Here is a 24,646-nt window from a genome sequence, read left to right as displayed (position 1 = left end):
GTCAGCCTGTTGATCAGGCGTTTCAGGACGAGGGAGGCCGTGCCGTCAGCTCGGAGGCGATAGCATCGAAGCGCCAACTAGGGTGCTAACGCATCCGGCCTGGGCGGGTCTCCCGCTCAGGCCACTTTCATGTGTGGCCTTCTCTCCGCCTTCCGTGAGCGGACCTCCTTGATCCACCCCTGAAACGCGAAGAGCGTTCGTGCTGGGCTGCCACCCTCCGACTACGGAGAGTTCCAGCTACAACACGAACGCTACCTGATACTGAGAGTAATCGCTAGTACTTAGAGTACGTGGACACGTACTTTTTCTACGCCCCCACTCGCTCGGCCAGTTCCCGCAGCTCAGAGGATGCCGGATCCTGCATCGACACCAGGTCAGAGACGAGTTGTCGTACTACCCGATGGTTACGGATCTGCTCGGGCGTCACGTCCTCCGCCTCCAGCAGCCGCGCCACCGCCTCGTCCACCTGGCGACGCTGTGCATGCGCCCGCGCGAGATCCACCGCGAGCCGTGCCCGCCGCTCGGCCGACAGCGTCGAGGCGTCCACCGCGGTCCCGACCCGCAGCGCGTGCCCGGCGTCACCGACCTCCACGGCTACGGCCACCTCATGCAGCGCCACGTTGGCCGGCCCGAACTCGGTGTTGTAGTCGTTGCGTCCTTCACCGACCCGCGAGGCCATCTCACGGGCTCGCGAGAGGTGCTCGTAGGCGACATCGGCCTGATTGAGCCGCGAGGCCGCCACCGCCCGCTGCAACGTCAGGCCGCCCCACAGCGACATCGCTTCCACGTTGCCCTGATCGGTCAGGAACCACAGCGCCTCAGCAGCCGTACGTGCCGTCTCCTCCACCTGATCGAAGTGACGCGCCCCCAGGAACACGAACCCCAGCCGGAACGCTCCGGCCGCCATCATCAACGGGTTACCGGCTCGCTCGGCCGCGCTGATGGCCCGGTCCGCTGCGATCCACGCCGCCTCCGGCTCGCCCAGTTTCGCCAGCGACGCCGAACACGCCTGGTAGGTGACCGCCAGTAGCTCGAACAGCTCGGCTTGGCGCTCGGCGGGCGCGGACCGTACCGCGTTCTCCAGCGTCGGGACGAGCCCACGCAGCAGCTCCGTCAGCTCGACGTAGCGGCTCTGATGCGTCAGCTCCCAGGCGTGATCCACCCGCGGCTTGAGCTGATCGGTCGGCGGCACCGGCGTGGCGTGCAACATGGCCTGCAACGAGTGCGCCCCGGACAGTACCAGCCGTAGCCCGGCCGTCCCCGGCATCTCCTCGGTCGTGGCCGCCACCACCGGCGCCTCAGCGGCCAGCTCTGAGAGCGGTACGTCCAGCGTCTCGGCGACCTTCTCCAGCACGGACATGCGATCGACCTTGCGCACGCCCCGCTCCACCTGCGAGATCCACGCCACCGACCGATCCACCAGCCGCGCCAGCTCGGCTTGTGACAGGCCGCGCCGTTTGCGTTCTTGGGCGATGCGCCGTCCGAGCGCCCGCTGATACTCCATGCTCACGACGTCGTGCCCTTCCCGCTCAGCAGATCCAGCCAGTCGACCTCTACCGAGGCCAGCAGCTCCTCGCGAGCTGCCAGGAAGCGCCTGGTGTGCTCGGTCTGCTCGTGGGCGTCGAAGGCGTCGCGGTCCCGGTACAGCTCGTAGAAGATCCGCTGGAGCGGCTGACCGTCCACCCGGTGCGAGGCGTACACGATCGTTCCCGGCTCATGCCGGCGGATCGCCTCGATTGTCTCACCGACGAGGGCGTCGAACGCTGCGGCGCTCTCCTCGTCCTTGCAGGTGAATCGCACCATGAGTCCGAACATGTACGCCTCCTGAGTCGCCGTCACGGTCTGGGATCTCGGTGTCTTCACTCGATCAGTACTTAATGTGCGGCGCAAGTACATCAAGTCGCTTGTACTTGAAGTATAGCACCAGTACTTTAAGTACGGATAGCGGATCGCAGGGCGTTGACCTGCATGAACGCAAGGAAACGGCGATGTACCCAACGCTGAACAGCCGCCAAGAAATCCACCGGTGGTGTCGCAACTTCCCCGGCACCAAGGCCCAGATCAGCGAAGCCCGCCGGTTCGTCAACAGCTACCTCGGCGACCGCCCCGAGACCTACACCGCCGAACTCGTCACATCCGAACTGGCCACCAACGCCATCCGCCACACCCGCAGCGGCCAGGCCGGCGGCCGGTTCGGCGTCACCCTCCACGCAGGCACCACGCTGCTGATCCTCGCCGTCCACGACGAAGGCGGCCCCTCAACTCCGCACCGATGCCAAGCCGAGAACACCGATCAGAACGGCCGCGGGCTACACCTGGTAGAAAGCCTGACGACACGCTGGGGCGTCCACGGCAACGACGGCGGACGCACGGTATGGGCGCTCATCCCTCTCAGCCCTGCCGGCCAGCCCACATGAACAACTGCCTGTCACCCCACCTCCCGGAGCCGCAGCCGAACCACGCGCGACTGACCTGGTTCACAGCTCGTCCGGAGCAGCGACGACGAATCATCGCCTGGACCTGCCACTGCGACCCGGTCATCTACGAACTCTGCACCGCAGGAGGACAGTTCTTCCTGCTCCGCACAGACCTCGCCGCGAAGGAGGTCCGCGAGACCCGTCGCATGCGCCTCCGAGAAGGGCAGGCCGTGTGGCAAGCACTACTGCAAGGCCGAGCGCGGTAGGACAACAGCGCGACTGATCAAGATCATCGACGCGGCATCGCCTCTGGATGAGAACTTTCTCTACGGTTTCAAGGCACACGTGCCGCCTGCGGCGTCCCGCGCGCGTTGGGCGGTCACTGGCCGCGCTGCGGCTCTCCGGCCGGTCGCGGCCAGCACCGCCCTATGGTACCGATCGAGAGTGGGCGGCGGCCTGTCATGATTCATTGATGGTTGGACCTGAGCAGCCTCGACCTCTAAAGTCTCATCCTGCTAGGCATGGTTGAGTCAAAGACCGGTAGCTCACAGGCAGGCGCTATGGACGCGGTTATTCTCAGAGCAGGTAACGCCAACCTGGATATTCTAAGCGACATATGTTATGAGAGCGGCGTCACCGAAGCGCGCGTCATCAGTAATTCCGTGGCTGACCGTATGGCGGAGCATTCTGATGTGAGACCCGACATAGCTATTGGCGTTCTGGACCCTGACGAATTCCTAGGCGCTAAACAGGCCGATGGCACGGGATTCACCAACGCCGATGTGCTATTGCGGGTGGGGATGCTACTTGAACGCCGAGTTCCTGCACTGCTGATAGCGCCGCCGGCCTTCAGAGTTTCTCAAAGCCTTCCATCTCTGATCGCGATTACCTCCGAGCTAAATGACTCAGAGACGCTGAAGATACACCTGTGGGCTTTCCTCGCAACATTGCCCGAAATGCATAGAGGCGACTTTAGCTGGCGTGACAGCGACCTTCGACTTATCAATGCTAATCGGCTCCTAAAGATCCTTCGCCAGCACACCCAACCGGGTTTCGCCATGTATCGGCTTGCCGAGGAGCTTGTAGAAGAAATCCTTAGACAGTCGGGCGCGAGCTTTGTCAAAAAGCCGCGACCGGGACCAAGTGGCGGATTTGATTTTGCCATCATTCCTTCGCGAGACTCCCAAGACATAATCCTAATTGAGGTCCAAACAGGAAATGTGTCCACCGGGCGTCTTCGCGAGGCGGAGGAGAAGCTTAAGCATGCCGTTCGGGAGCGGCAAGCGAAGCTGGGGATAGTCGTATACTGGGATCGAGAAGGAAGACTTTTCCCTGCGCGCGAAGAAGTGTCACAAGTCGCGAGAGTATCTCTTGAAGAACTGATACAAAGCCTTGGCACCAGAGAGCTCACTGAGGTTATTGGGAGAATAGCGTCTTCTTCGCCGGGACATGTGTAGGATGACTAGCTACTCCAAAACTAAAATACAGCAATTCGTGGCTGTTGGAGTGGACAAAACGCGTACCACTAAAGAGCGCGGGCAAGCTCTTGAAGATCTTTTTTGCTACCTACTAGCAGGAGTGCAAGGTCTCAAGGTACGCCGCAACATTCTGAATCCATACCGTAGCGAAGAAGTCGACGTCGCCGTAGCAAATGATCGAGTGAATAATGGATTGGCATGTTTTCCGTATCTCTTCTTGGTGGAATGCAAGAACTGGAGCGATCCAGTCGACGCGAAAGCAATTTCAGCATTTATCAATAAGCTTGAAAATAGATCCATTGAGCTGGGCATACTGGTTGCCGCTAGTGGCGTTACTGGAGATCCGTCCGAACTGACAAGCGCTTATCAAACAGCGAGTATGGCTCAGGCGAGGGGGCGGAGGCTGCTACTTCTGTCACTAAAAGACTTAACTGCCTTAACGACTTCGGATGACCTAACAGACTTGTTGGTACAGCGGCTTCTCGGTGTTGTTGCCTGCGGAACGTTCGAGCTTCCTGCTTAGAAGCTCCGCATGCTGTCGGGTAGGTATGCCGGTTAAGGCCGTGACGATCGCTCACTTCGCTCTTCGCCGACCATGGTTGGGGCGATCGACGCCGAGGCCCTCCTTCGTCGGGCCTCGCCACTGGGTGACCAAGGCTGAGGCGGAGGCGACAGCAACGTCGTCTGCGGTACGCACGGACGCATGTGCCGCCATCGGCAAGCGTGCTCACCCACCGTGGCTTCCAAAGAATCACTCGAAAAGCAACGTGCCACATCGAATGTCTGTCTTACTCGTCCCGGGTTTCCTCGGACATTGTCCTGCGCCGCTCTTCAAGGATGCGTTGATATTTGGCATCCTCCTCCATGGCGCGTGGGCGTGAGAGCTCTTCAGCGATCTTCTCCACTTGGTGCCGGAGCTTCTCAAGCTCCTGAACACCCTGGTGCACGGTCTTGATATTGATGCGCGATGCCGTAAACACATTCAGATCGATGAGATAGCTCAGGTCCTCGACCGGTCCGAAAGGGCCATCCGCCTTGACGGTGACTTCGTACTGGCGGGGAAGTTCAGTAGCGAAGAGTCGAAAGCCAAGATCCATAAAAACCTCCAGCCTTCTCCCGGGGGGCAGATGCGGGATGCCTTGCGTGAAGAGCAGCGTCTCGGCGAACTCCGGTTCTCCTGGTCTGTCAAGGGTCCGCTGGAATGGAGGATTCGCAATGATCCGTACGTTGCGCGCGAGCGTGGGACCCACGTTCTCGATGATCAGCATCAGAGCCTCCGGCACAAAGTCGGAAGGTCGCAGATCGACCACGACGTATGGCTCCTGCGACTCGATGTGCGCTCTCTGTTCCAATGCTAGTTGGCGAGCAGCCGTCTCGGCCTGATCTCGCGCCGAGATGGCTTGATCATGCGCTGCGTCGGCCGACCGCTGAGCATCCGCAGCTTGATCGATCGCGGCCCCTGCTTGCTGCTTGGCGTATCTGGCAGTCAAGATGGAGATCACGAAAGCAAGACCGGCCACGACGAAGGCGGCGATGTCGGTCCAGTCGGGACCGTCGGCTGGCGCCATCCGCAGATGCCCCTCGCTCTGAGGACTGTGTCGTGGCACAGCGTAGCGGTCTTGTACAACGACAAGGACGCCCCCTTCCTCATGCCCGCGTAGGGCTGAGGCGGTACAGGAAATCAAATGAGCTGACCCGTCGTCTCCCACGTACGCTGTCGTACAGCAACGGGGTACAGCAACGCTGCCGCATAAGATCAGGCACCATCAGCCGGCACCTGCAGCTTGACCAGGAGGAAGGCGGCTGGACGTTGTGACTGGCTCCCGTTTGCAAGCAGGAAGTCAGGAGTTCGAATCTCCTAGGCTCCACGCATACGGAAGCCCGGGTCAATGGCCTGGGCTTTCAATCTTTGCAAGGGCTGTTTTCAGGGCCATGCCCGTTGCCCACCCCGATGGGTCGTTGTCAAGCGCGCCGAGCTTGCGGGCCACCTCGCGTTGTCTCTCGTCGGTGGAGTGCTGGTAGATGAGGGCGGCCTGGGTGCTGGAGTGGCCCATGCGTGCCATCAGCTCCCGGAAAGCCTTGGCTCAGACACGCCCGCCGACGGCGTGGTGAGCTGCTCGGGCGTGAGCGTGAGCTTCCTGACCTCCGTCCACGGCCGGGAGCAGGCGGACTCCGGGCGAGGCGGCCGCCCTTGGAACGGGTCATTCTGCCTTCGGTGGTCACCCCGAACCGGGCGATGTACCGGCGCGGCAGCGCCGCCGACTCTTGGCTTGACTTGCGATGGGCCCGTGGTAATTTTATTGCATGCACACGCAGCTACCTAGCGGCTCCCCGAGAGGGAGTGTGAGTGTCGCCTGGTCGCGAGTGGCGGAGTTCGCCTCCGCGGTGGACGCAAGCCTGGACAAGTGGCTCACCCACACCTACCGGCTCGGGCTGACCGAGTTCCGTGCGCTGACCTTCCTGAGCCAGGCGCCGGGCAAGGAGTTGCGGGTCAACGACCTCGCCCAGCGAGTCGGCCTGAATCCCAGCTCGACCACCCGCCTGGTCAGCCGGCTGGAGGCAAAGGGCCTCACTCACCGCGACGTCTGCCCCGACGACGGCCGGGGCGTCTACGCCGTCATCGATGAGCGCGCGGAGAAGCTGTTGGCGGAGGTCCGCGGTCCCTATGAGGACCGCGTCCAAGAGCTGCTGAGCAAGCCCGCCATCCACTTCCCCCATCTGGACGCACGCCTTATCGCCGGCGCCCTCGCCGAGGTGGGCGCCCTCGCCGGACCCTGACGCCGCGGAGCGGCACCGCGGCGTCTTTCGCCGGCAATGTATCTGCATGTACAGACATCTAGTCTCAAAGGATCGTGCCTTGACCACCCAGGTTGATGTGTTCATTGACTACGTCTGCCCCTTCTGCTTCCTCGTCGAACCAGCGATCGAAGAGCTCAGGCGTGAGCGCGATGTGAGGGTGACGATTCGCCCGTTCGAGCTGCGCCCTGACCCGGTGCCCACCTTGCGACCGGAAGACGAGTACTTGCCGCGGGTGTGGAAGGACGCGGTGTACCCGATGGCAGAGCGTGTCGGCGTGCCGATGACACTGCCCTCGGTCTCGCCGCAGCCCCGTACCGAGAAGCCGTTCATGGTGCTGCAGCTCGCCCAGGAACGGGGCAAAGCCGAGGTCTACACCGAGGCGATGTTCAAGGCCTTCTTCCAACAGGACCGGAACATCGGTGAGGACGAAGTGATCATCGACGTCGCCACCTCGGTCGGCCTCGACCGCGCCGAGGCGGAACAGGCACTCCACAGCGAGGAGCGCCGGGTTCGACAGCGTAGAGACCAGGACTATGCCGTGAACGTCGTCGGGATCGACGCGGTGCCCGGCATCGTCATCGGGGGGCACATCCTGCGTGGGGTTCCGTCGGCGACCCGGTTGAAGAAGGTCGTCGACCAGTTCACCGCGCAAGAGGCAGGACACCACGCTCCGCGGGCGGAGAGCCGGCCATGACCGTGTCCGCAGCCGACCTGGAGGCGGTCATGGACCTGGCTGTCGAGGCCTGCATCGCCCACGTCGCGGCCGGTGGGCTGCCCTTCGTCGGCGTCGTCGTCGAGGCCATCGGGAAGGTGATCTCGGAGTTCGGAGTCAACCGGGTCCAGGAGACTGGCGACCCGACCGCGCACGCCGAGGTCGTCGCGATGCGCGGCGCCATGACCACCCATGGTCTCGACACCCTGACCGGCACCGCGCTGCTGGCTACCGGGGAGCCGTGCGGGCTGTGCTACCGGTACGCGATCGACCACGGCGTCGAGGCGATCTATGTCGCTGTCGATCGCGATGAGGTCGCCGCCTTCGGCTTCGACTACCGGGCCAGCTATCCAGCGTTCGGCATCACCGATGAACACCGGGCCGAACTGCTGCGCCCATTGCCCGTTGCGCGCGGCGACGAGCCGTTCACCCGCTACCTGCACACCACCATCACCGCCAGGAACGCGCCCGCGCGTCCGGCCACCAAATCGAGAGGAACACCATCATGAGCTGGCTCTACCTGGGCATCGCCGTCATCTTCGAGATCGCCGTCGGCATCGCGGCGGGCAAGGCGCAAGGCTTCACGAAACTGTGGTGGACCATCGGCACCCTGGTCAGCGGCGCGATCGCCACCTTCTTCCTCAGTCTCGCCCTGCTGACCTTCGACGTCGGTGTCGGCTACGCCCTGTGGACCTCCCTGGCAGGCGTCGGGATAGTCATGATCGGCGCCCTCTTCCTCTCCCAGCGCCTGACCTGGAAGAAGCTCCTCGGCATTGCCATCGTGATCGCCGGAGTCGTCGGCCTCAACCTCGCCGGAACCGTCTAGTTCCTGCTCATCCGATCACCGCAAAAGGACACGAATCCCTATGACCACCACATCACAGACCCTCACCCCGCCCGGCACGGAAAAGAAGGCCGGCCCCTGGGCGGCACTGCTCCTGGCCGGAGCCTTCGAGGTTGGCTACGCCCTCAGCGTCAACGGCAGCCAAGGCTTCACCAACCCTGCCTGGTCGATCGTCGCGATCGTCTTCTTCCTGTTCACGCTGTTCTTCCTCAGCGTCGCCCTGAAGAGGATCGACGTCGGCATCGGCTACGCCGTCTGGGCCGGCCTCGGTGCCATCGGAGCAGCGCTCCTCGGACCGGTCTTCTTCGACGAAACCCTCACCCCCCTCAAGGGATTCTGGCTGGCCGTGATCGTCACCGGAGTCGTCTGGCTCAAACTCGCCGACAGTCCCAAACTCGAACGAGCCCGGGCAACGAACTGAACCACACCACGACGACTCCCTCGCGGTCGCGTTCGGCCGCTGCCCGCCAGGAACGTTCCCGCTGGCCGGCCGGACGCGACGGAGTTCGGCGCCGACGACATCATGACCGCTCAGTCCGTGAGACCGGGGGGCCGGGAAAGTTGGCCTGGGGCCTGTCCTGGGATCGCGGTGCCTTCCCATGCCGCCGGATCCCCGTAGGTGAGGGCGGCGATGTGCCGAGCGGCGTCCATGGTGGCCTGCCGTCCGTCGCGGGCGAAGTACACCGCCGACAGCGAGGCCCGCATCAGAGCGCCATTACCCGCGGCTCGGTGGCCGCTGGGTAGTGGGCGGCGGCGGCCTGGTCCCAGGGCAGTCCGCGGGTCAGTACATCTTCGGTCTGTAGTCCGACGTCCTTGGGCTCATCAGTGGCCCACCGTTGAAAGCGGGCAAAGATGTCCGGCAGGTTCAGGCCGTCATGTTCCAGCAGTGACTCGGCTACATCGGCCGCCCTCTGCAAGAGGTCAGAATCAAATTCATGTGAACCCATGTAGTAGTGCTGCCACGGGCCGTCACCGACACATTCCATACCGTCTGAGTCAACCTGCTTCTCCACGGTGCTCATCACCACCGCGACGCCGTTCACGTCGTAATAGGTGAAGTACTGCGAGGCTTCGGGGAGCCAAGAGGCGGCGAGAGGCAGGGAAACGATGAGAGGGCGGCAGCGAACGTGTTCACGTCTCTCGTCGAGTTACCTTCGGAGCCTGGTTGTCGTGCCCTCACGGTCGTTTCATCGCGGCTATTCGCCGTGCCCCTGGCGCACCGAGGCTCCTCGTGCCCGCGTTCCGCGTAATTCAGTAATTTCAGATGTCTCGGCGATTTCAACCTGCAGGTCAAAGCGTTGGGGCTTAACCATGTGCTTCATCATGAGGACAACGGCCGCCAGATTTTTGTGACCAAGTGGTCAATATCGCCGCTATATCGACCTGCGCTAAATCTCTTTTGATCGATCAACTGCCCGTCCCGCGTAAGGAGAAGCATGCAGAAAGTCACTTGGCTCCACCGGCTGGGCCTCGTCTCAGCGGTGGTCGCGCTCGGCCTGGCAACCACGACCGTGGCCGCGCATGCCGACGGCTATGACACTCCCCGCAGCGCCACTGCTCGGGGGGCGGGCAGCACCTACGCCGCCGGGCTGGCGGCGGCCGAACAGCGGGCCCGGCAGGCCGTCCTCGCGGTCGGCCACGACTGCACCCCTGGGACCTACAGCGCGATGCTGATCTATTCCTCTCCAGGTGGCGGCACATGGGTCTTCGACTCCACCCACAACGCGATGTGCGTCGACTGATCAAGTTCTCAGCAGATCGGCCTCCGCAGGGGCGGAGGCCGGCCCTATCCGCGGGCATCCTCGATGTGGAGGAAGACCCTGGTCAGCAAAGTGTGGAGCTGGGCGCGTTCCGCGGCGTCCAGAGGTGCCAGCACCTCGTCCTCGACCGCTGACACTTCGGTGGCCAGGTCGGCGAGGGTGTCGGATCCCGCGGGGGTGAGCTTGACGTGGATGCGGCGGCGGTCTCGCGGGTCGCGGGTGCGTTCGACGTGGCCGGCGGAGACCAGTTCGTCCAGCACCTTGGTCACGTCGCTGGGGTCGATCGCCAGTGTGACGGCGAGGTCCCGCTGTGAGCGCGGGCCGGAGTCGGCCAGGGCGTCCAGGATCGCCATGTGCCACATGCGCACTCCACGCAGGGCGAGCCGGGAGGCGACACGGCCGCGTACGGCCTTGCCGGTTTTGGACAGCAGGTAGGGGGTCAGCGCCGCCAGGCGGGGTGGTGTCTTGGTCACCAAGTTATTGTAGGTTCACACCTATCATTGGTGTGGACCTACGATTGGAGCGGGAATGGACGGGTTCCACCCTCGTTTGCTGGCCGGTGACTTCGCTGCCGCCTTTCGCTTCTATGACGCCGTGCTCCCCGAGCTGATCGGCGCCGAGCGGATGAAGGGCACCGAAGCCGTCCGTACGCTCACTGGGACGTCGGCGGGCAGGGTGTGCTGACGCTGTTCGACCGCGAGGCCATGGCCCGGGTGGCTGGCACCGCACACCTGCCGGGGCACGGCTCTGCGGCGCAGGACGTGGTGATGTTCGTCAGCCGGGTGGCGGACGTGGATGCCGGCTACCGGTTCTGCCTGCGTCAGGGTGGCCTGGGCGTGGCACCGCCGGTGGACCGGCCGGAGTGGGGCGCCGGCCTTCGTACGGCACACCTGCGTGACCCGGAGGGCAATCTTCTGGAGTTGCAGGCGTACTGACGGCCATTTGCGCGCACCAGCTATGCGTCCAAGGCATTCCGTATGGTGGTGGCCAGGGCGGCGGCTTCCTCGGGGGTGTGCTCGATGATCCCGTTCTCTGCCATGAGTGCGTGGTACTGCTGCTGTTCGTACGGCACACCAGGCGGCAGAGCCGCGACGTGCCAGTGCAGGTGGGCGTTTCCCTGCTGGCTGCCCAAGGACAACAGGTACGTTCGCTCGCAGGGCACGCTCGCCTCCAGAGCCAGAGCGACTTGGCGCACAATCCGCATCACCGCGACGAACTGGTTCTCAGTAAGGTCTCGGACGACGTGTTCGATGTGGGCTTTGGGTGCTACGAGGACATAGCCCGGCAGCGCGGCAAAGCGGGCAAGAAACGCGATGTGCTCGCCGTCGTCGTAGACGATTTCCTCCGGCTGGGCGGGATCTCCGCTGACGATCGCGCAGATGAAGCACGGCCCCGTACGGGAACGGCGGCTGTAGTTTTCCACGTCGAACGGCACTCGCTTGATCGGACCAGTCATCACGGCCCTTTCTGGATAGAGTTCTCAACTCTGATCACGACATGATCGTCGTGCTATCAAGGACGGTCAGCAATGGCCTCGCCCCGCGCAGTCGTCCCTTGCCTTGGGAGGATTTACTGCATGTTGGCAGAGAAGCTTGCCGCACTCTCGCACATGATGACCGAGCACATGGCCATGCCGTTCCCGCCGGGCTTCCGTGGCCTCGATATCGAGGACCAGGACATGGTGATGCTCGACGCGGACGCCTATGGCCTCGCTGCGGGTGTCCTTGAGGGTCCGCTCAGCGCACGGCGTCGCTCTCACCTGACACGGCTGACGTCGGCGTTCGAGAAGGTCCTCTTGGTAATCGATGACCAATATGCGATCAAGTACTACACACATGGGCGAGACATGGTCGTATTGGCCGCCGAGATCGAGAGCCGGCTCGGCGAACGGAATCGTGAAGCAGACCCGCTGCTCGACGATCACTGAACACGGTGGGCTCCACTCCAGGTCAAAGGCCACATCCCCGTAAGCGGGATGTGGCCTTTGCCATCTACGTAGCGGGTGGGATTCAGTAACGGCCCGCGTCAGGCCGGGATCTGCTTCTCGTGCCAGGTGTAGTAGAGGTAGGTGCTGCCGGGTCCGGTCAGCGTGCCGTAGACCTGCCAGAAGCTGTTGGGGGCAAGCGAGTAGCGGAAGATCTTGTCCCCGGGCCGGTCGTCCACGAACGAGCTCTGTGAGCCGTTGTTCCAGATCCGTACCTCGATCGTGAAGGTCGAGGTGTCCGGGATGTCGAGGCAGATCTCGTACGTGTACGCCAATGGGCCGCCGATGTTGTAGCTGCGGCCGTCGATCGCGGGCCTCTCGACGTTGGTGGGGACGTAGCTGTTCAGGACCCGGGTGTATCCGCCTGCTGCGCAGTCGATGGCTGAGGTGGATGCGGATGCGGGACTGGTGCCGGTGAGCGTGGCGCCGAGGGCGACGGTGGCGACGAGAACGGAGATGGTGCGCTTCATGCCTCTCCTATCCGTGCGGTGACGCTCCAACCCAGTAGTTGAAGGCTGAACTGATTCTGGCGTGGATCACTACACCTGGACAAGACCGGGCAAGAACTCGTGCATTTTCGAGTCAAGCGGGACGTTCAGTTCATGCCTTCATGTCGCGGCCGGGACCGACAGGGCCAGGTGCGGCGCGGGATGCGGCGTCCGGCGCACGCGCCTGGGCTGGAGCCGGGGGAAGGCCGGTCGCAGTGGCGGCGGGCTCGGTACGGGACGTCCCTCGACCTCGGCCACCAGACCCGCGTCCGACACGTCGGCGACGAAGTCGTCCACATCGAGGTCGGTGCCGGTCTCCTCCCTTAGGCGGGCGCGGACCTGCTGGCCCTCCGCCTCGTACGGGTGCACCGCCGAAACGGGCACGACCCTGCTGTTCTCGCCCGTCGGGGCGAGCAGGGCACGAGAGGTCATGTGGGCTTGGTCCTCCGAGGGTGGCCGCCATGACGGCGGCGAAGCGGGTGTGAAGGCCGAGAGGTGGCCGTACGGCCTTGATGGCTGCGCTTGAGATGGCGCGGTGAGACCCCTTGCGCTCTCGCCCGTAACTACGGATAGTTACTAATTGACTACTCATAGTGAGGACACCATGACCCCCACATCGCGTCCCCGACACCGCCGCGCCTTCCGGGCCAGAGCCGTGGCGACGGCAACCCTCACCGGCGCTCTCCTGCTCCCCCTGCTCGCCGCGCCCTCCGCCACCTCACCGGCGCAGGCCGACGCCCGCACGGCCGCCGGCGCCACCTCGCCGCGCGAAGCCCTCCACCGGGCCGCCGGCCCCTGCGTCCAGCACGGCCAGGCCAACTACCCCGTCGAGTACTACTGGAAGAACGTGGCCGGCTGGCGACTGGGCAACGGGACCATCTCGGTCACCACCTCACCCAGCCTCTGGGGCGGGCGGATCGCGCCGGGCGGCACGTTCACCCTCACGCTGAGGCACCAGACCGCGAAGTGGCCGCTGGTCGTCAGCTCCTACACCACCACCTGGGACGTGTCGTCCCTGGTGGCCAACGCCACCGTCGTAGGACAGGTGCAGAACGGCTCCCTCGCCGGCAACACCCTGACCGTCCGTTCGCCGGGCGGCAAGACCGACCCCGGGCCGACGGTCATCACCTTCCGCGTCAACCCCGGAACCGTCGGGCGCAGCATGACCATCCGGCCGAGCGGCATCAGCAGCGTCATCGCGCTCCCGGGCCAGCTCGGCAACAACGCCGCCGCTCCGCCCATCCAGATCGTCAGCGGAAACACGATCTCGCCCACCAACGCCGCCGACGACACCGCCTCCACCACTCAGGACACGCCTGTCACCGTGCCCGTCCTGGCCAACGACACCGGTACGGCACCGACGATCAGCGCCGTCACCCAGCCCGCCCACGGCAAGGTGACCATCTCCGGCGACAAGGTGATCTACACCCCGGACAAGGACCGCGCCGGCATCGACACCTTCACCTACACCATCGAGACCGCCTGCGGCACCAGCACCGCGACGGTCACCGTCACCGTCGAGTGCACCCGCAAGCCCATCAACCTCGTCAACGGCAGCTTCGAGACCCCGCCGGTGACCAACTACCAGATCCTGCCCGATGCCTCCACCGACCCCGCCATCGGCTGGCGCACCACCGCCGGCGACCGCAAGCTGGAGTTCTGGCGCACCGGCTTCCAAGGCGTCCCGGCCGCCGACGGCCAGCAGTTCGCCGAGCTGAACGCCAACGAGGTCTCCACGCTCTACCAGGACGTCCCCACCGTCCCCGGCACGGTGATGACCTGGTCGCTCTATCACCGCGGCCGCCTGGGCACCGACGTGATGCGGGTGCTCATCGGCTCCCCGGCCGCCACCACCCCCCAGAACCCGAACGGGGCCTCCTCCCCTGACATCTCCGACGGCAACACCGCCTGGGGCCACTACAGCGGCACCTACGTCGTCCCCGCCGGACAGACCGTCACCCGCTTCGCCTTCGAGTCGGTCTCGGCCGCAGGCGGAAGGCCGACCTTCGGCAACTTCCTCGACGGCGTCGTCTTCCAGACCCCGCCCTGCCTGCCCATGACCAGCAAGGCCGCATCCAGGCAAACCGCCAAGGCGCACCGTCCGTAGGGCTCCCAGCCCAGACCGAAAGAGGGGGTGAGCCGCATGAGGGCCACCCCCGCTGCCGGCCGCCGCGGATGACCGCACCCTTCGGTGCGCCGCTCCCGTCCTCGACTCTGCCCGCCTACCACGCGAGGCCATTCGCTCGTGCACGCCGACAAGCCATCCCGGTCCGCCCGTCTTTGGTCCGCTCTGCGCCCCCGCACCCGCAGCGGCTCACCACGCAGGCCCCAGATGGCGCCCACGAACGCCGGCGACCCCGGCCGGCTCCCCGCCACCTCGACGGAAGGACACCTCATGGCCGTTCCTCAAAACCCCCCGCCCGGCGGATGCGGACAGCGCATCGCCCTGATCAACGGCAGCTTCGAAGCACCCGTCGTCTCCGACTTCGAGATCCGGCCCGACGCCTCGCACAACGACCCCCGCGCGGTGCCCGGCTGGCGCACCACCGCCTCCGACGGCCAGATCGAACTCTGGCGCACCGGCTTCCTGAACGTGCCCTCCGACGACGGCAAGCAGTTCGCCGAGCTCAACGCCAACATGGTCTCCACGCTGTACCAGGACCTGCCCACCACACCCGGCACCAAGCTGTACTGGAAACTGTCGCACCGCGGCCGCCAGGGCGCCGACACCATGGCGCTGCAGATCGGCCCCCCGCACGCCCCGGTGGAACAGGCGAGGATGACCGACGGCAACACCGCCTGGGGCCACTACACCGGCGAGTACGTCGTCCCGCCCGGCCAGACGATCACCCGGTTCGCCTTCAAGTCCATCTCCGCCGCCGGAGGCAACCCGGCAGTCGGCAACTTCCTGGACGGCATCATCTTCGGCACCGCCCCCTGCGTCGTGCTCACCAAGACCGCCATCCCCGAGGGCGAGGTCGAGGTCGGTGACGTCATCACCTACCGGGTGAACGCCAAGAACGAGGGCGGCGCCCCGGCCGACAACCTCCTCCTGACCGACGACATCCCAGCGGGCACGAGCTACGTCCCCGGATCCCTGCGCGTCATCGACGGCCCGAACAGCGGCGGCAAGAGCGACGCGGCCGACGACGACCAGGCGTACTTCGACGCCGAGACCGGCCGTGTCGTCTTCCACCTGGGCGACGGCGCCACCGCCCAGCAGGGCGGCCACCTGGCCTCGACCGCGGACGCGCCCGGCGGAACCACGGTGGAGTTCCGCGTCCGCGTCGAACGCGCCGGAGCCGGCCGCGAGATCGAGAACCAGGCCCGCGCCACCTACGACAACACCCTCGGCAACGCGCCGGACCACCTCACCTCGACCTCCAACGCCACCGCCACGCCCGTGAAGCGCGTCGTCGAGCTCGCCGTCGTCAAGGCCGCCGACCGTACCAAGGCCGCCGTCGGCGAGGCGGTCACCTACCACGTGGCCGTCACCAACGACGGGCCCAATGACGCCACCGGCGTCACGGTCGTCGACCAGCTCCCCGAAGGGCTGACCTTCATCTCCGCCACTTCCACCGCCGGCGGCTACGACCCGGCCACCGGTGTGTGGGACGTCGGCGCGATGGATGTCGGCACCACCCACACCCTCACCTTGCTGGCCAAGGTCACCCAGCCCGGCTCGCTCACCAACGCCGCCACCGCCACCGCCAACGAGACCGAGGGCCCCGTCACCGACGAAGTCGTCGTCTGTGCCCGCCTACCGGCCCCCTGCCTGCCCCATGGCGGCGGGTGCGGTTGCGGTGGAGGTTGCGGCGGCTGCTGACTGAGCCGTCGTACGACGACGCGCTGGCTCAGCCCTGCCGGGGGGAACGGATCAGCAGGGTGGCCAGCGCTTCGTCCGGGCCGACAGTGCTGTAGATGTGCGGGACGTCGGCCTGCCAGGAGATGTGCTCGCCCGGCGCGGCCACCAGAGGGGCGTCGGCCGGGCCGGCGCGCAGCACGCCCGCGTAGACCGTGACGTGTTCGGTCACGCCGGGGGCGTGGGGTGGCGAGTGTTGCACGATGCCGGGGCGGACGCGCATGCGCAGCAGCTCGTACGTCGCGGTCGGCTCCTCGAAGACCTCCAGCAGTGTGGCCGTCACGGCGGCGCCGGGCACGTGGACGGCCTCCGCGGGCGGCGCGCCGGGCTCCAGGACCAGGGCCGTCAACGGCACGCCCAAGGCTCCCGCCACCGCGTAGAGCGTCTCCAGCGTCGGGTTGCGGGTGCCCAGTTCCAGGCCGGACAGGGTGGCCTTGCCGATGCCGGCGCTGCGGGCCAGCGCTGACAGGGAGATGCCACGGGCCTCCCGCAGTCGCCGCAGCCGGCTCCCGATATCCGTCTCACGGCCGTGCACCCGGCAATCCTTGCATTCCTCCGCCGGGCTTGTCCCGCGGTGGCCACCTGGTTATGGTTCGTTCCGTAAACGGAACGATCGTCGGGGCCGCTGGACGGATCGAGGGGTGGGCATGCGGCTGCAGGCCGTCATGGCGGGGCTGGTCAGTGCGGTGGTCGGCTACGCGAGTTCGTTCACCGTCGTGCTCGCCGGGCTGCGGGCCGTCGGGGCGACGCCGGGGCAGGCCGCTTCCGGCTTGCTCGCCCTCTGCTGCGGCGTCGGGGTGGCGGCGATCTTCCTCGGGCTGCGGCACCGCATGCCGATCAGCATCGCCTGGTCGACCCCCGGCGCGGCGCTGCTGGTGGCGACCGGCCCCGTGCCCGGCGGTTTCCCGGCCGCGGTCGGCGCGTTCATCGTCTGCGCCGCGCTCATCGTCCTGGCCGGCCTTTCGCCCTGGCCGGCCCGGGCGATCGCCGCCATCCCGCGTCCGATCGCCGGCGCCATGCTGGCGGGCGTCATCCTCAGCCTGTGCACCGCACCGGTCCGTGCCGTCGTCGACATCCCGCTGCTGGCCGTGCCCGTCGTCCTGACCTGGGCGGTGTTGCAGCGGTACCTGCGGCAGTGGTCCGTTCCCGGCGCGCTCGTGGTGGCGGTCATCGCGATCGCGCTGCACGGGACCGGCGACGGCCTGGCCGGCGCCGCGCTGCGGCCCGCGGTCGAGCTGACCACCCCGACGCTGAACCCGTCCGTGGTGGTGAGCATCGCCGTCCCGCTGTTTCTCGTCACCATGGCCGCGCAGAACGTCCCCGGCATGGCCGTCATGGCGACCTACGGGTACACGCCACCCTTGCGTCCGCTCCTCGTCGTGACCGGCCTGGCGAGCGCGGCGGCGGCGCCGTTCGGCGGCCATGCCGTCAACCTGGCCGCGATCACCGCGGCGATGACCGCCGGCCCGGACACCCACCCTGACCCCGGCCGCCGATGGATCGCGACGGTGGCGCTCGGCGCCGGACAGCTGGCGCTCGGCCTCGGCGCCGGCCTGGCCATGGCTCTGGTGCTGCTGTCCCCGCCCGTGCTGGTCACCGCGGTGGCCGGCCTCGCGTTGCTGTCGGCGCTCGGCTCGTCGCTGGCCCAGGCCGTGACCGAGCCGGAGGGGCGGGAGGCCGCGGTGGTCACTTTCGTGGTCACCGCGTCGGGGATGACGATCCTGAGCATCGGCGCGGCGTTCTGGGGCCTGGTCGCGGGCGGCCTGACCGCGCTCCTGCTGCACCGGCGACCAGCGGTGGAACAGCGATCGCCGTCCACAACCCCGGCGGAACGCGCCGGCGTGCCGGCCGATCAGGCTTCGTAGTGGACGTGGCCGAGCATCGACGGTGATCATGTTGTAGGTGGCGATGCTCCGTTCACTGGCGGTCGGCCTGCTCAGCGGTGTGATCGCGGTGCCGCTCCTGTGGATCCAACGCGGCGAAGGCTTCGAGCACGCGCGGCTCGCGGCCCTGATGGCGCTGGACATGGGCCAGTTCGTAGGTGTCTCCGTCGGGCTGGTGGTCGGCTTCGTGCTCACCGCCACGGGCCGGTGGAGCCGTACCCCTGGTTATGTCCTGGGTACGATCACCGCCGCGTTCGGCGTGCTCGTGGCCACTCAGGCCTTGCCCACGATGAGCTGGGTCGACGGACGCCCCTCCGGTCTCGGCGATCCGGACGGCGAGTCGTTCATGGCATTTCTGGCCCTTGCCTCCGGCGGGTTCACGACCCTCGTGGGTCTCTCCATCGTCTTGTGGCGATGGTCCGGTTACGATCCGCGGACCGCCCCCGTGAAAGGCAGGCGGCGCCGATGAGCGTGGACCCGGTCACATCGGCGCAGGAGCGAGCCCTTCGCCATGTCGAAGCCCTGTCGTCAGGGGACCCGCTCGAACCCCGGTTACGGGTGACGCTCAACTTCCACCCCGACCGCCTGGTCGGCGACCGCGCCGCGCCACGGTTCGGATCCGCTCACTTCAGGCTGACGGCCGAGACTCTTCGCCGGACCACCTTCTGCTACCCGGACAGCTTCTGCGAGCCTTCGGCGTTCGGCGTCGCGTCCCGTATGGCGCTGATCGAGCTGGCCGAGGCCGACGACCCGGACCTCCTGGACGACTACATCGAGGCCCAGGTGCACGGGCCGGTCAGGCTCGATCGGGACGTGGAGGCCCTGGTCCTCGACCCCGGCTATCGCGGCACGGCCGTGGAGGACGCGGCCCGCCGGCTTCCGTGCCCGGTGGAATGGCATGCCGGCTTCCGTCTCACGGTCGAGCGGCTGCGGCGCCACCCTGACTACCGGGGGCAGGAGTACGTGGCGCTCGGCGCGGAGATCGCGGTCGACGGCCTGCTCGATCCGCGGATCATCGGAGACGCCGCCCGCACCGGGCACTACGACCTCCAGGCGCTGAAGAAGGTCTGGCACTGCCTGGCGCGCTTCGGCTCGCCTCAGCACCCGACCCGGCGGTGACGGCTTTTCAGGTGCGTGCGGGAAGACGATTCCGGCCTGCGGCGAAGGATGGGTGATCGAGACCGCAGACCCAGAAGGCAGACCGCATGCCGGAGACAAGAACGTGAGCGCCGAAGCGAGCGAGCAGGTGACCGACGCCGAGCTCGTCGCCCGGTACCGGCGCGACCCCCACCTGTTCACCGCCGTCCACGACCGCTACTACCGCGACATCTACCTGTACGTCGCGGGCCGCCTGGACACGCAGATCGCCGAGGACCTCGCCGCCGAGACGTTCCTGCTGGCCTTCGACCGGCGCGACCGGTACGACCCGGAACGCGGCGACCTTCGGCCCTGGCTGTTCGGCATCGCCACCAACCTGATCGCCAGGCACCGCCGCAAGGAGACCCGCCACTACAAGGCGCTGGCCAGGCTGGGGCCCGAGCCCGTCGTGGAAGGCCACGAGGACCGGGTCGTCACCTCTGTGGCCGCCGAGCGCATGCAGCCGCACTTGGCCAGGGCGCTGGCCGCCCTGTCCGGCGGCGAGCGTGACGTGCTGCTGCTCGTGGCCCTGGGCCAGCTCAGCTATGACGAAGTGGCTCAGGCGCTCGGCGTCGCCGTCGGCACCGTGGGCTCCCGGCTCAGCCGGGCCCGCAGCAAGATCATCGCCCTCATGGACAAGGAGAACGCCCGTGGATGACCTGGACGCCGTCGCGACCCTTCTCGCCAAGCCCGAACCGCCCGCCGAGGCGGTCGCCCGCAGCAGGGAACGTCTTCAGGACAGGATGAGGCGGGGCCGCGCTCGCCGGCGCCTGCCGGTGCTGGGCATGGCGGTGGCCGCCGCGGTGACCGCCGCCGTGATCGTCACCAGTGTGTTCCAGCCCGCCACGGCGCCGGTCTCGGGCAGGGACGTCCTGCTCATGGCGGCGGCCAGCGCCGAGCACATCCCCCAGGGCACGGGGACCTATTGGCACGTCACCCGTACGTGGCAGGTCCCGGACGGGCCCAGTGCGCAGGAGAGCTGGACCGCCCGCGACGGCCGCCGCTGGTCCAGGAACGAGCAGTACGCCACGCCCGAATCCGTCGTCGAGGACCCGGCACCGTTCAGACTGATGGGCGCCGAGATCGGGTTCGAGGAGCTCGAAGGGCTTCCGACGGATCCGGAGAAGCTGAAGGAGCGCATCGCCGGGCTGCCCCGCCATGACAGCTCCATGCTTCCCGCCGACCGGGAAGGCGGTCTCGTCTCTCCGCTGATCACCCTGATCACGGAGCTGCCGACGCCCGCCCAGGTGCGTTCGGCGGCGTTCGAGGCTCTCGCCACGACGCCGGGGGTCAGGAACGCGGGGCCGGTCGAGGGCGGGCAGGAACTGCTGATCCCGCTCTCCGGGGAGCTGGAGATCAGAATGGTCGTCGATCCTGAGACCGCCCGGGTGGCGCGCGCCAACATCCTGCTGACCGCCGAAGGAGGCGCGGCGCTGAGCAAGTCGTACATCTCGGTGACCACCGAGTGGACGGACGAGCTCCCGCGCTGATACGCGTTCAGGTGCGGTCGAAGGTCTGGACGGTGAGCAGGCAGGCGAACGCCGCGAGCGCGAGCGCGGTCCGTACGAGGTGCAGGCTCAGCCACCGCCGGCGGCTCTCCTCCCAGTCGGCGGGCAGCAGGTCGGGGTCCCAGGCGTCTGCCAGCCGGTTGAGGGGCTCCAGGCCCGTCAGGGTGAGGGCCACGGTGAGGATCACCAGGATCAGGGCGGCCGCGGTGAGGCCGAAGGCGAACCATCCGCGTCGCCACGACAGGGCCGCGGCGACGACCAGCGCCGCGATGCCGACCAGCAGCAGCGGCGGCATGGCCCTGCCGTAGTCGACGTTGAGCGCCTGCCAGTACCTGACGTACGCAGGTCCCGGCAGGCGGGCCACGGACGGGGCGAGCACGACGAAGACGACGCCGCCCGCGTACAGGCCGATCAGCAGCAGCGCGAGCGTCCTGGACGCGGTCAGCACCACAGACACCGGCATCTCCAAAATTCGACTAGAATCAGACGCTTTCATTAGAAGAGCTTCTAGTCAATATGGTTCTGGAATCATGGCTGGCGATGACTGAGCAGAAGAAGCGCCGCCCCTACTCCAGCGCTCTACGGCAGGGGCAGGCCGAGGCCACGCGGCAGAGGATCGCGGGCGCGGCGCGGGAGCTGATGATCAGGAAGGGCTACGCGGACACGACCATGGCCGAGGTCGCCCGGGAGGCGGGGGTGGCGCTCCAGACGCTGTACACGTCCTGCCCGGGCGGCAAGCCCGCCCTCGCCAAGCTCGTCTACGACATCACGCTGGCCGGCGACGCCCGGCCCCTGCCGCAGAGCGACCGCCCCGAGGTGCAGGCGATCATCGACGAACCCGATCCCCTACGCAAGCTGGCCCGGTACGCCGCCATGGCCACCGGGATCCTGCGGCGCGTCCAGCCCGTGCACCGCGTCCTGCGCTCGGCCGCCGCCGCCTCCCCGGCCGACGCGGGGCTCCAGGAGGTCCTGGCCGACATCGAACGCGAGCGGCTGAAGGGCAGCCACGGCCCGGCCCACCACCTGCACGCGCTCGGGGCCCTGCGGCCGGGCCTCACTCCGGCCAGGGCGGCCGAGCAGATCTACGTCCTCACCTCGACGGAGAACTTCGAGAAGCTGACCGAGGTCTGCGCATGGACCGAGGCCGAGTACGAGGAATGGCTCGCCGGGATCCTCGCGGCCACCCTCCTCCAGGGTTGACGCCGCCGGCGGTCATTGGGGAGGATCGATCTTCGACGATCATCCAGAGGATCCGAGGGGCCTGGCCCTGTGACGGTCCGGCAACCTGCCCAGCTCGGGCAAGGTGCCAACGCCAGGAACGATGAGGAAGGTCTGATGAGCATCCGGCTCGACGTTCCCGTGCTCGCCGGCTCCCTGGTACGGCTGGAGCCGTTGACGACGGACCACGTGGCGGACCTGGCGGAGGCCGCCGAGGAGGACAGGGCGTCCTACGGGTTCACGCTGGTTCCGGATGGGCGAGGGATGCGGGGATATGTCGCGGCGCAGCTGGCCAGGGGCGGGCTGACGCCGTTCGCGCAGATCCGCGTACGTGACGGGAAAGCCGTGGGGTGCACCGCGTTCTGGGATCCGCGGCCCTGGCCGGATCGGCCGGGCTCCCTGCGGGCGATCGAGATCGGCTTCACCTGGCTCGCGGCGTCGGCGCAGGGCACCGGGATCAACGCCGAGGCGAAGCTGCTGCTGCTGGGGCATGCGTTCGAGAGCATCGGCGTCGCGCGGGTCGATCTGAAGACCGACGCCCGCAACCACCGGTGCCGGCGTGCGCTGGAGCGGCTCGGCATCGGCTTCGAGGGTGTCCTTCGCAACTGGTCGATGTCCTGGGCGCCCGGCGAGGAGGGGATGTTGCGGGACTCGGCGATGTTCGCGGTGGTCTCGGGCGAATGGCCGGCTGTCCGGCAGGTCCTCACGACCCGGCTGGCCTCGGCGTCGATGCCTGGCCCGGGCCGAAGCGGTGGCGGTACTGCAGGGGGGTGAGGCCGATCCTGCGGCGCATCAGCGCGCGCAGGTTGGCGGCGGTGCCGAGGCCGGTGTGCCGGGCGACCGTCTCGAAGCGGGACTCGCCCCGTTCGATCAGCCGGCACGCCAGGGCGAGGCGTTCGCCCGTCAGCCACGCCAGCGGGGTGGTGCCCAGTTGCGCCTGGAAGCGGCGGTGCAGGGTGGCCGCGCTGACCGAGGCGCGCGCCGCCAGGTCGGACACCGTGAGCGGGGCGTCCAAATGCTCCTGGGCCCAGGCGAGTACGGGCGCCAGCGATTCGTCGGGCACCTCGGGCACGGGCCGCTCCACGAACTGCCGTTGCCCGCCGTCGCGATGGGCGGCGAAGACCAGCCGGCGGCTCACCGAGTTGGCGACCTCCGCGCCGTGGTCCCGGCGGACGAGGTGCAGGCCGAGGTCGAGCGCGGCCGAGCTCCCCGCGGCGGTGAGGATGTCGCCGTCGTCCACGAACAGCACGTCCGTCTCGAGCCGGACCGAAGGGAAGCGGGCCCGGAAGGAGTCCGCCCACTGCCAGTGCGCGGTGGCCCGGCGCCCATCGAGCACCCCGGCCTCGGCCAGGGTGAAGGCGCCGCTGCAGAAGCCGACCAGGCGGGCGCCGCGCACGTGGGCCCGGCGGATGGCGTCGAGCACGGCGGCTCTTCTGGGCACCTCGACGTCGGGACGGTTCGGGACGATCAGGGTGTCCGCCGATTCGGCCGCCTCCAGGCCAGCGACGCCCGTGAGGGTGAAGAACCCGTCCCTCATCGGGGTGCGCGGCTCGGGGGAGCACAGGCGGAAGTCGTACAGGTCGCGGCCGAGCTCAGGCCGGCGCAGGCCGAAGACCTCGGTCGCGCAGCCCAGCTCGAACGGGTTGGAGTTCTCGTCCACGATCACGACGACCCGGTGCGCGCCCCCGGCTCGGGCGTTGTGCGAGGATTCTTGCGCCATGTGCTATTCCTAGCACTCACGCCGTGCGGGTCCGGTGGGCCAGGATGCACTCGTGAACCTCGAACCCATCGCCCTCAGCCAGGCCCTGGCCTCCTTCGACGCCCTGTGGAGCCCTCGCATCGTCACGCGCGTCAACGACTACGACGTACGCGTCGCCAAGGTCGAGGGCGAGCACGTCTGGCACGTCCACGACGACACCGACGAGTTCTTCCTGGTGCTCGAAGGGGAGCTGGACATCGCCCTGCGTGAGCCCGGCGGGGAGCGTACGGTCCGGCTCCCCACGGGCTCGGTGTTCACCGTTCCGCGCGGCACGGAGCACCGGCCGTCCGCGCCCGGCGGGGCGGCGATCCTCATGTTCGAGCCCACCGGGACGTCGTCGGTCGGCGACCGCCACGCCGAGGTCCCCGGCCACGTCGACGCGACGACGGGGCACCCGCTCGGTCTCTAGGAGAGCTGCGCGAGCGACATGCTGTTGCCGTCGGGGTCGATGATCTCGACGTGGCGCACCCCGTTGGAGTAGGTCTCCACCGGTTCGTGCTCGATGCCGTACGCGGCCAGGCGGGCCAGGATGTCGTCGAGGTCGGTCACACCGAACGTGATCATGGTGCCGCCCACGCGGGAGGCCCGCACCGGCCGGTCGTCGATGACGAGCCAGGCGTTTTCGCCGGTCTGCCACAGGTGTTCCTCGCCGAGGATCTCGTCCGCCGGTCGGCCGAAGAAGGCTTCGTACCACTTCAGGGAGATTGTCCGGTCACGTACGCACACCACGCTGTGCATGTCCACGGGAACGCTCCTCATGAGTTCGGTCGTCTCGAAAGGGAGACCACGTCCGAGCC

35 protein-coding genes and 1 riboswitch are annotated in these 24,646 nt (G+C 67.3%); of the genes, 22 read left to right on the top strand and 13 right to left on the bottom strand.

Annotated elements, in window-relative coordinates:
- Window positions 1–307: 307 nt before the first annotated feature.
- Window positions 308–1,504 carry a helix-turn-helix domain-containing protein gene (locus BMW85_RS12620; RefSeq protein ID WP_245774811.1) on the bottom strand — a complete coding sequence of 399 codons (1,197 nt, stop codon included), beginning with the start codon at window positions 1,502–1,504 and terminating at the stop codon, window positions 308–310.
- Window positions 1,505–1,506: 2 nt separating this feature from the next.
- On the bottom strand, window positions 1,507–1,815 hold the full coding sequence (locus BMW85_RS12615; protein WP_020547016.1) for a putative quinol monooxygenase: 309 nt from the start codon (window positions 1,813–1,815) through the stop codon (window positions 1,507–1,509).
- 173 nt (window positions 1,816–1,988) lie between these two features.
- On the opposite strand from BMW85_RS12615, the gene BMW85_RS12610 reads away from it, so the two are divergent.
- From BMW85_RS12610 to BMW85_RS12605, 3 genes are all read left to right on the top strand, one after another.
- Window positions 1,989–2,417, top strand: coding sequence for an ATP-binding protein (locus BMW85_RS12610; protein ID WP_177240648.1), 429 nt, complete (start codon window positions 1,989–1,991; stop codon window positions 2,415–2,417).
- 521 nt (window positions 2,418–2,938) lie between these two features.
- Window positions 2,939–3,874, top strand: a complete 936-nt coding sequence (locus BMW85_RS48350) for a PDDEXK family nuclease (RefSeq protein ID WP_143082245.1) — start codon at window positions 2,939–2,941, stop codon at window positions 3,872–3,874.
- Between the two features lie 37 nt (window positions 3,875–3,911).
- Window positions 3,912–4,418, top strand: coding sequence for a restriction endonuclease (locus BMW85_RS12605; RefSeq protein ID WP_177240647.1), 507 nt, complete (start codon window positions 3,912–3,914; stop codon window positions 4,416–4,418).
- A 265-nt stretch (window positions 4,419–4,683) separates the two neighbouring features.
- Here BMW85_RS12605 and BMW85_RS12600 read toward each other — a convergent pair whose 3' ends face one another.
- Window positions 4,684–5,463, bottom strand: coding sequence for a DUF8453 domain-containing protein (locus BMW85_RS12600; RefSeq protein ID WP_091080874.1), 780 nt, complete (start codon window positions 5,461–5,463; stop codon window positions 4,684–4,686).
- A 775-nt stretch (window positions 5,464–6,238) separates the two neighbouring features.
- Here BMW85_RS12600 and BMW85_RS12595 point away from each other — a divergent pair.
- The 5 genes from BMW85_RS12595 (at window position 6,239) to BMW85_RS12575 (ending at window position 8,671) form a co-directional block, all read left to right on the top strand.
- A complete protein-coding gene (locus BMW85_RS12595; RefSeq protein WP_218155760.1) occupies window positions 6,239–6,673 on the top strand; it encodes a MarR family winged helix-turn-helix transcriptional regulator in 435 nt (144 codons plus the stop codon).
- Between the two features lie 79 nt (window positions 6,674–6,752).
- Window positions 6,753–7,388 carry a DsbA family oxidoreductase gene (locus tag BMW85_RS12590; RefSeq protein WP_218155759.1) on the top strand — a complete coding sequence of 212 codons (636 nt, stop codon included), beginning with the start codon at window positions 6,753–6,755 and terminating at the stop codon, window positions 7,386–7,388.
- 2 nt (window positions 7,389–7,390) lie between these two features.
- Entirely contained in the window at window positions 7,391–7,915 is a 525-nt protein-coding gene (locus BMW85_RS12585) for a nucleoside deaminase (protein WP_218155758.1), read from the top strand.
- Entirely contained in the window at window positions 7,912–8,232 is a 321-nt protein-coding gene (locus BMW85_RS12580) for a DMT family transporter (protein WP_091080867.1), read from the top strand. The genes BMW85_RS12585 and BMW85_RS12580 overlap by 4 nt, the downstream gene beginning before the upstream one ends.
- A gap of 40 nt (window positions 8,233–8,272) precedes the next feature.
- Window positions 8,273–8,671, top strand: a complete 399-nt coding sequence (locus tag BMW85_RS12575) for a DMT family transporter (protein WP_091080864.1) — start codon at window positions 8,273–8,275, stop codon at window positions 8,669–8,671.
- A 110-nt stretch (window positions 8,672–8,781) separates the two neighbouring features.
- Here the strand turns inward: BMW85_RS12575 and BMW85_RS52525 are convergent, their stop codons facing one another.
- Entirely contained in the window at window positions 8,782–8,955 is a 174-nt protein-coding gene (locus BMW85_RS52525) for a hypothetical protein (RefSeq protein ID WP_218155795.1), read from the bottom strand.
- Window positions 8,955–9,293 carry a hypothetical protein gene (locus BMW85_RS50340; protein ID WP_218155757.1) on the bottom strand — a complete coding sequence of 113 codons (339 nt, stop codon included), beginning with the start codon at window positions 9,291–9,293 and terminating at the stop codon, window positions 8,955–8,957. Before BMW85_RS50340 ends, BMW85_RS52525 begins: the two co-directional genes overlap by 1 nt.
- A 393-nt stretch (window positions 9,294–9,686) precedes the next feature.
- On the opposite strand from BMW85_RS50340, the gene BMW85_RS12565 reads away from it, so the two are divergent.
- Complete coding sequence (locus BMW85_RS12565; protein ID WP_091080863.1) at window positions 9,687–9,992, top strand: hypothetical protein; 306 nt, start codon at window positions 9,687–9,689, stop codon at window positions 9,990–9,992.
- Between the two features lie 44 nt (window positions 9,993–10,036).
- On the opposite strand, the gene BMW85_RS12560 is transcribed toward BMW85_RS12565, so the two are convergent.
- The gene (locus BMW85_RS12560) at window positions 10,037–10,483 is read right to left on the bottom strand and encodes a MarR family winged helix-turn-helix transcriptional regulator (protein ID WP_218155756.1); all 447 of its coding nucleotides are present in this window, start codon (window positions 10,481–10,483) and stop codon (window positions 10,037–10,039) included.
- Window positions 10,484–10,538: 55 nt separating this feature from the next.
- Here BMW85_RS12560 and BMW85_RS50335 point away from each other — a divergent pair, with 55 nt between their 5' ends.
- Both BMW85_RS50335 and BMW85_RS50330 read left to right on the top strand, forming a co-directional pair.
- Window positions 10,539–10,694, top strand: coding sequence for a hypothetical protein (locus BMW85_RS50335; protein ID WP_218155755.1), 156 nt, complete (start codon window positions 10,539–10,541; stop codon window positions 10,692–10,694).
- Window positions 10,688–10,945: a VOC family protein gene (locus BMW85_RS50330; protein WP_218155754.1), complete on the top strand. Its 258-nt coding sequence runs from the start codon at window positions 10,688–10,690 to the stop codon at window positions 10,943–10,945. The genes BMW85_RS50335 and BMW85_RS50330 overlap by 7 nt, the downstream gene beginning before the upstream one ends.
- Before the next feature lie 20 nt (window positions 10,946–10,965).
- Here BMW85_RS50330 and BMW85_RS12550 read toward each other — a convergent pair whose 3' ends face one another.
- Window positions 10,966–11,445 carry an HIT family protein gene (locus BMW85_RS12550; protein ID WP_245774754.1) on the bottom strand — a complete coding sequence of 160 codons (480 nt, stop codon included), beginning with the start codon at window positions 11,443–11,445 and terminating at the stop codon, window positions 10,966–10,968.
- A gap of 141 nt (window positions 11,446–11,586) precedes the next feature.
- On the opposite strand from BMW85_RS12550, the gene BMW85_RS12545 reads away from it, so the two are divergent.
- On the top strand, window positions 11,587–11,937 hold the full coding sequence (locus BMW85_RS12545; protein WP_091080860.1) for a hypothetical protein: 351 nt from the start codon (window positions 11,587–11,589) through the stop codon (window positions 11,935–11,937).
- 98 nt (window positions 11,938–12,035) lie between these two features.
- Here the strand turns inward: BMW85_RS12545 and BMW85_RS12540 are convergent, their stop codons facing one another.
- A complete protein-coding gene (locus BMW85_RS12540; RefSeq protein ID WP_091080857.1) occupies window positions 12,036–12,464 on the bottom strand; it encodes a hypothetical protein in 429 nt (142 codons plus the stop codon).
- A gap of 138 nt (window positions 12,465–12,602) precedes the next feature.
- Window positions 12,603–12,914, bottom strand: a complete 312-nt coding sequence (locus BMW85_RS12535) for a hypothetical protein (protein WP_091080854.1) — start codon at window positions 12,912–12,914, stop codon at window positions 12,603–12,605.
- 172 nt (window positions 12,915–13,086) lie between these two features.
- On the opposite strand from BMW85_RS12535, the gene BMW85_RS12530 reads away from it, so the two are divergent.
- Both BMW85_RS12530 and BMW85_RS12525 read left to right on the top strand, forming a co-directional pair.
- Window positions 13,087–14,589: an Ig-like domain-containing protein gene (locus BMW85_RS12530; protein WP_143082244.1), complete on the top strand. Its 1,503-nt coding sequence runs from the start codon at window positions 13,087–13,089 to the stop codon at window positions 14,587–14,589.
- Between the two features lie 288 nt (window positions 14,590–14,877).
- The gene (locus tag BMW85_RS12525; protein WP_091080850.1) at window positions 14,878–16,308 is read left to right on the top strand and encodes a CLIPPER-2 domain-containing protein; all 1,431 of its coding nucleotides are present in this window, start codon (window positions 14,878–14,880) and stop codon (window positions 16,306–16,308) included.
- A 28-nt stretch (window positions 16,309–16,336) separates the two neighbouring features.
- Here BMW85_RS12525 and BMW85_RS12520 read toward each other — a convergent pair whose 3' ends face one another.
- Window positions 16,337–16,879 (bottom strand): XRE family transcriptional regulator, encoded by a 543-nt coding sequence (locus BMW85_RS12520; protein ID WP_091080848.1) that lies wholly within the window; start codon window positions 16,877–16,879, stop codon window positions 16,337–16,339.
- Window positions 16,880–16,991: 112 nt separating this feature from the next.
- Between BMW85_RS12520 and BMW85_RS12515 the strand changes: the two genes are divergently transcribed.
- The 5 genes from BMW85_RS12515 to BMW85_RS12495 all read left to right on the top strand — a co-directional run bounded on the left by BMW85_RS12515 (window position 16,992) and on the right by BMW85_RS12495 (window position 20,854).
- Window positions 16,992–18,209 carry a benzoate/H(+) symporter BenE family transporter gene (locus BMW85_RS12515; RefSeq protein WP_091081851.1) on the top strand — a complete coding sequence of 406 codons (1,218 nt, stop codon included), beginning with the start codon at window positions 16,992–16,994 and terminating at the stop codon, window positions 18,207–18,209.
- 37 nt (window positions 18,210–18,246) lie between these two features.
- The gene (locus BMW85_RS12510; RefSeq protein ID WP_091080845.1) at window positions 18,247–18,696 is read left to right on the top strand and encodes a hypothetical protein; all 450 of its coding nucleotides are present in this window, start codon (window positions 18,247–18,249) and stop codon (window positions 18,694–18,696) included.
- Window positions 18,693–19,346 carry a DUF3626 domain-containing protein gene (locus BMW85_RS12505; RefSeq protein ID WP_091080843.1) on the top strand — a complete coding sequence of 218 codons (654 nt, stop codon included), beginning with the start codon at window positions 18,693–18,695 and terminating at the stop codon, window positions 19,344–19,346. The genes BMW85_RS12510 and BMW85_RS12505 overlap by 4 nt, the downstream gene beginning before the upstream one ends.
- 103 nt (window positions 19,347–19,449) lie before the next feature.
- Entirely contained in the window at window positions 19,450–20,022 is a 573-nt protein-coding gene (locus tag BMW85_RS12500) for an RNA polymerase sigma factor (protein WP_091080840.1), read from the top strand.
- A complete protein-coding gene (locus BMW85_RS12495) occupies window positions 20,015–20,854 on the top strand; it encodes a CU044_5270 family protein (RefSeq protein WP_091080837.1) in 840 nt (279 codons plus the stop codon). Before BMW85_RS12500 ends, BMW85_RS12495 begins: the two co-directional genes overlap by 8 nt.
- A gap of 7 nt (window positions 20,855–20,861) precedes the next feature.
- Here BMW85_RS12495 and BMW85_RS12490 read toward each other — a convergent pair whose 3' ends face one another.
- The gene (locus BMW85_RS12490) at window positions 20,862–21,335 is read right to left on the bottom strand and encodes an anthrone oxygenase family protein (protein WP_245774753.1); all 474 of its coding nucleotides are present in this window, start codon (window positions 21,333–21,335) and stop codon (window positions 20,862–20,864) included.
- Between the two features lie 77 nt (window positions 21,336–21,412).
- Here BMW85_RS12490 and BMW85_RS12485 point away from each other — a divergent pair, with 77 nt between their 5' ends.
- Both BMW85_RS12485 and BMW85_RS12480 read left to right on the top strand, forming a co-directional pair.
- Window positions 21,413–22,072, top strand: coding sequence for a TetR/AcrR family transcriptional regulator (locus BMW85_RS12485; RefSeq protein WP_091080832.1), 660 nt, complete (start codon window positions 21,413–21,415; stop codon window positions 22,070–22,072).
- Between the two features lie 36 nt (window positions 22,073–22,108).
- Window positions 22,109–22,200, top strand: a riboswitch (SAM riboswitch).
- Window positions 22,201–22,207: 7 nt separating this feature from the next.
- Complete coding sequence (locus tag BMW85_RS12480) at window positions 22,208–22,864, top strand: GNAT family N-acetyltransferase (protein ID WP_091080830.1); 657 nt, start codon at window positions 22,208–22,210, stop codon at window positions 22,862–22,864.
- On the opposite strand, the gene BMW85_RS12475 is transcribed toward BMW85_RS12480, so the two are convergent.
- Complete coding sequence (locus tag BMW85_RS12475; protein WP_091080827.1) at window positions 22,794–23,810, bottom strand: GlxA family transcriptional regulator; 1,017 nt, start codon at window positions 23,808–23,810, stop codon at window positions 22,794–22,796. The two genes, BMW85_RS12480 and BMW85_RS12475, sit on opposite strands and share 71 nt — an antisense overlap.
- Window positions 23,811–23,862: 52 nt before the next feature.
- Here BMW85_RS12475 and BMW85_RS12470 point away from each other — a divergent pair, with 52 nt between their 5' ends.
- Complete coding sequence (locus tag BMW85_RS12470) at window positions 23,863–24,258, top strand: cupin domain-containing protein (protein WP_091080825.1); 396 nt, start codon at window positions 23,863–23,865, stop codon at window positions 24,256–24,258.
- Here the strand turns inward: BMW85_RS12470 and BMW85_RS12465 are convergent.
- Window positions 24,255–24,593: a VOC family protein gene (locus BMW85_RS12465; RefSeq protein ID WP_091080823.1), complete on the bottom strand. Its 339-nt coding sequence runs from the start codon at window positions 24,591–24,593 to the stop codon at window positions 24,255–24,257. The genes BMW85_RS12470 and BMW85_RS12465 overlap by 4 nt on opposite strands.
- Between the last annotated feature and the right edge of the window lie 53 nt (window positions 24,594–24,646).

This window comes from Nonomuraea wenchangensis, from assembly GCF_900111685.1.
Lineage (GTDB): Bacteria > Actinomycetota > Actinomycetes > Streptosporangiales > Streptosporangiaceae > Nonomuraea > Nonomuraea wenchangensis.
Note: the sequence above shows the minus strand (reverse complement) of the source record. Positions and strands in the feature narration are given on the sequence as shown.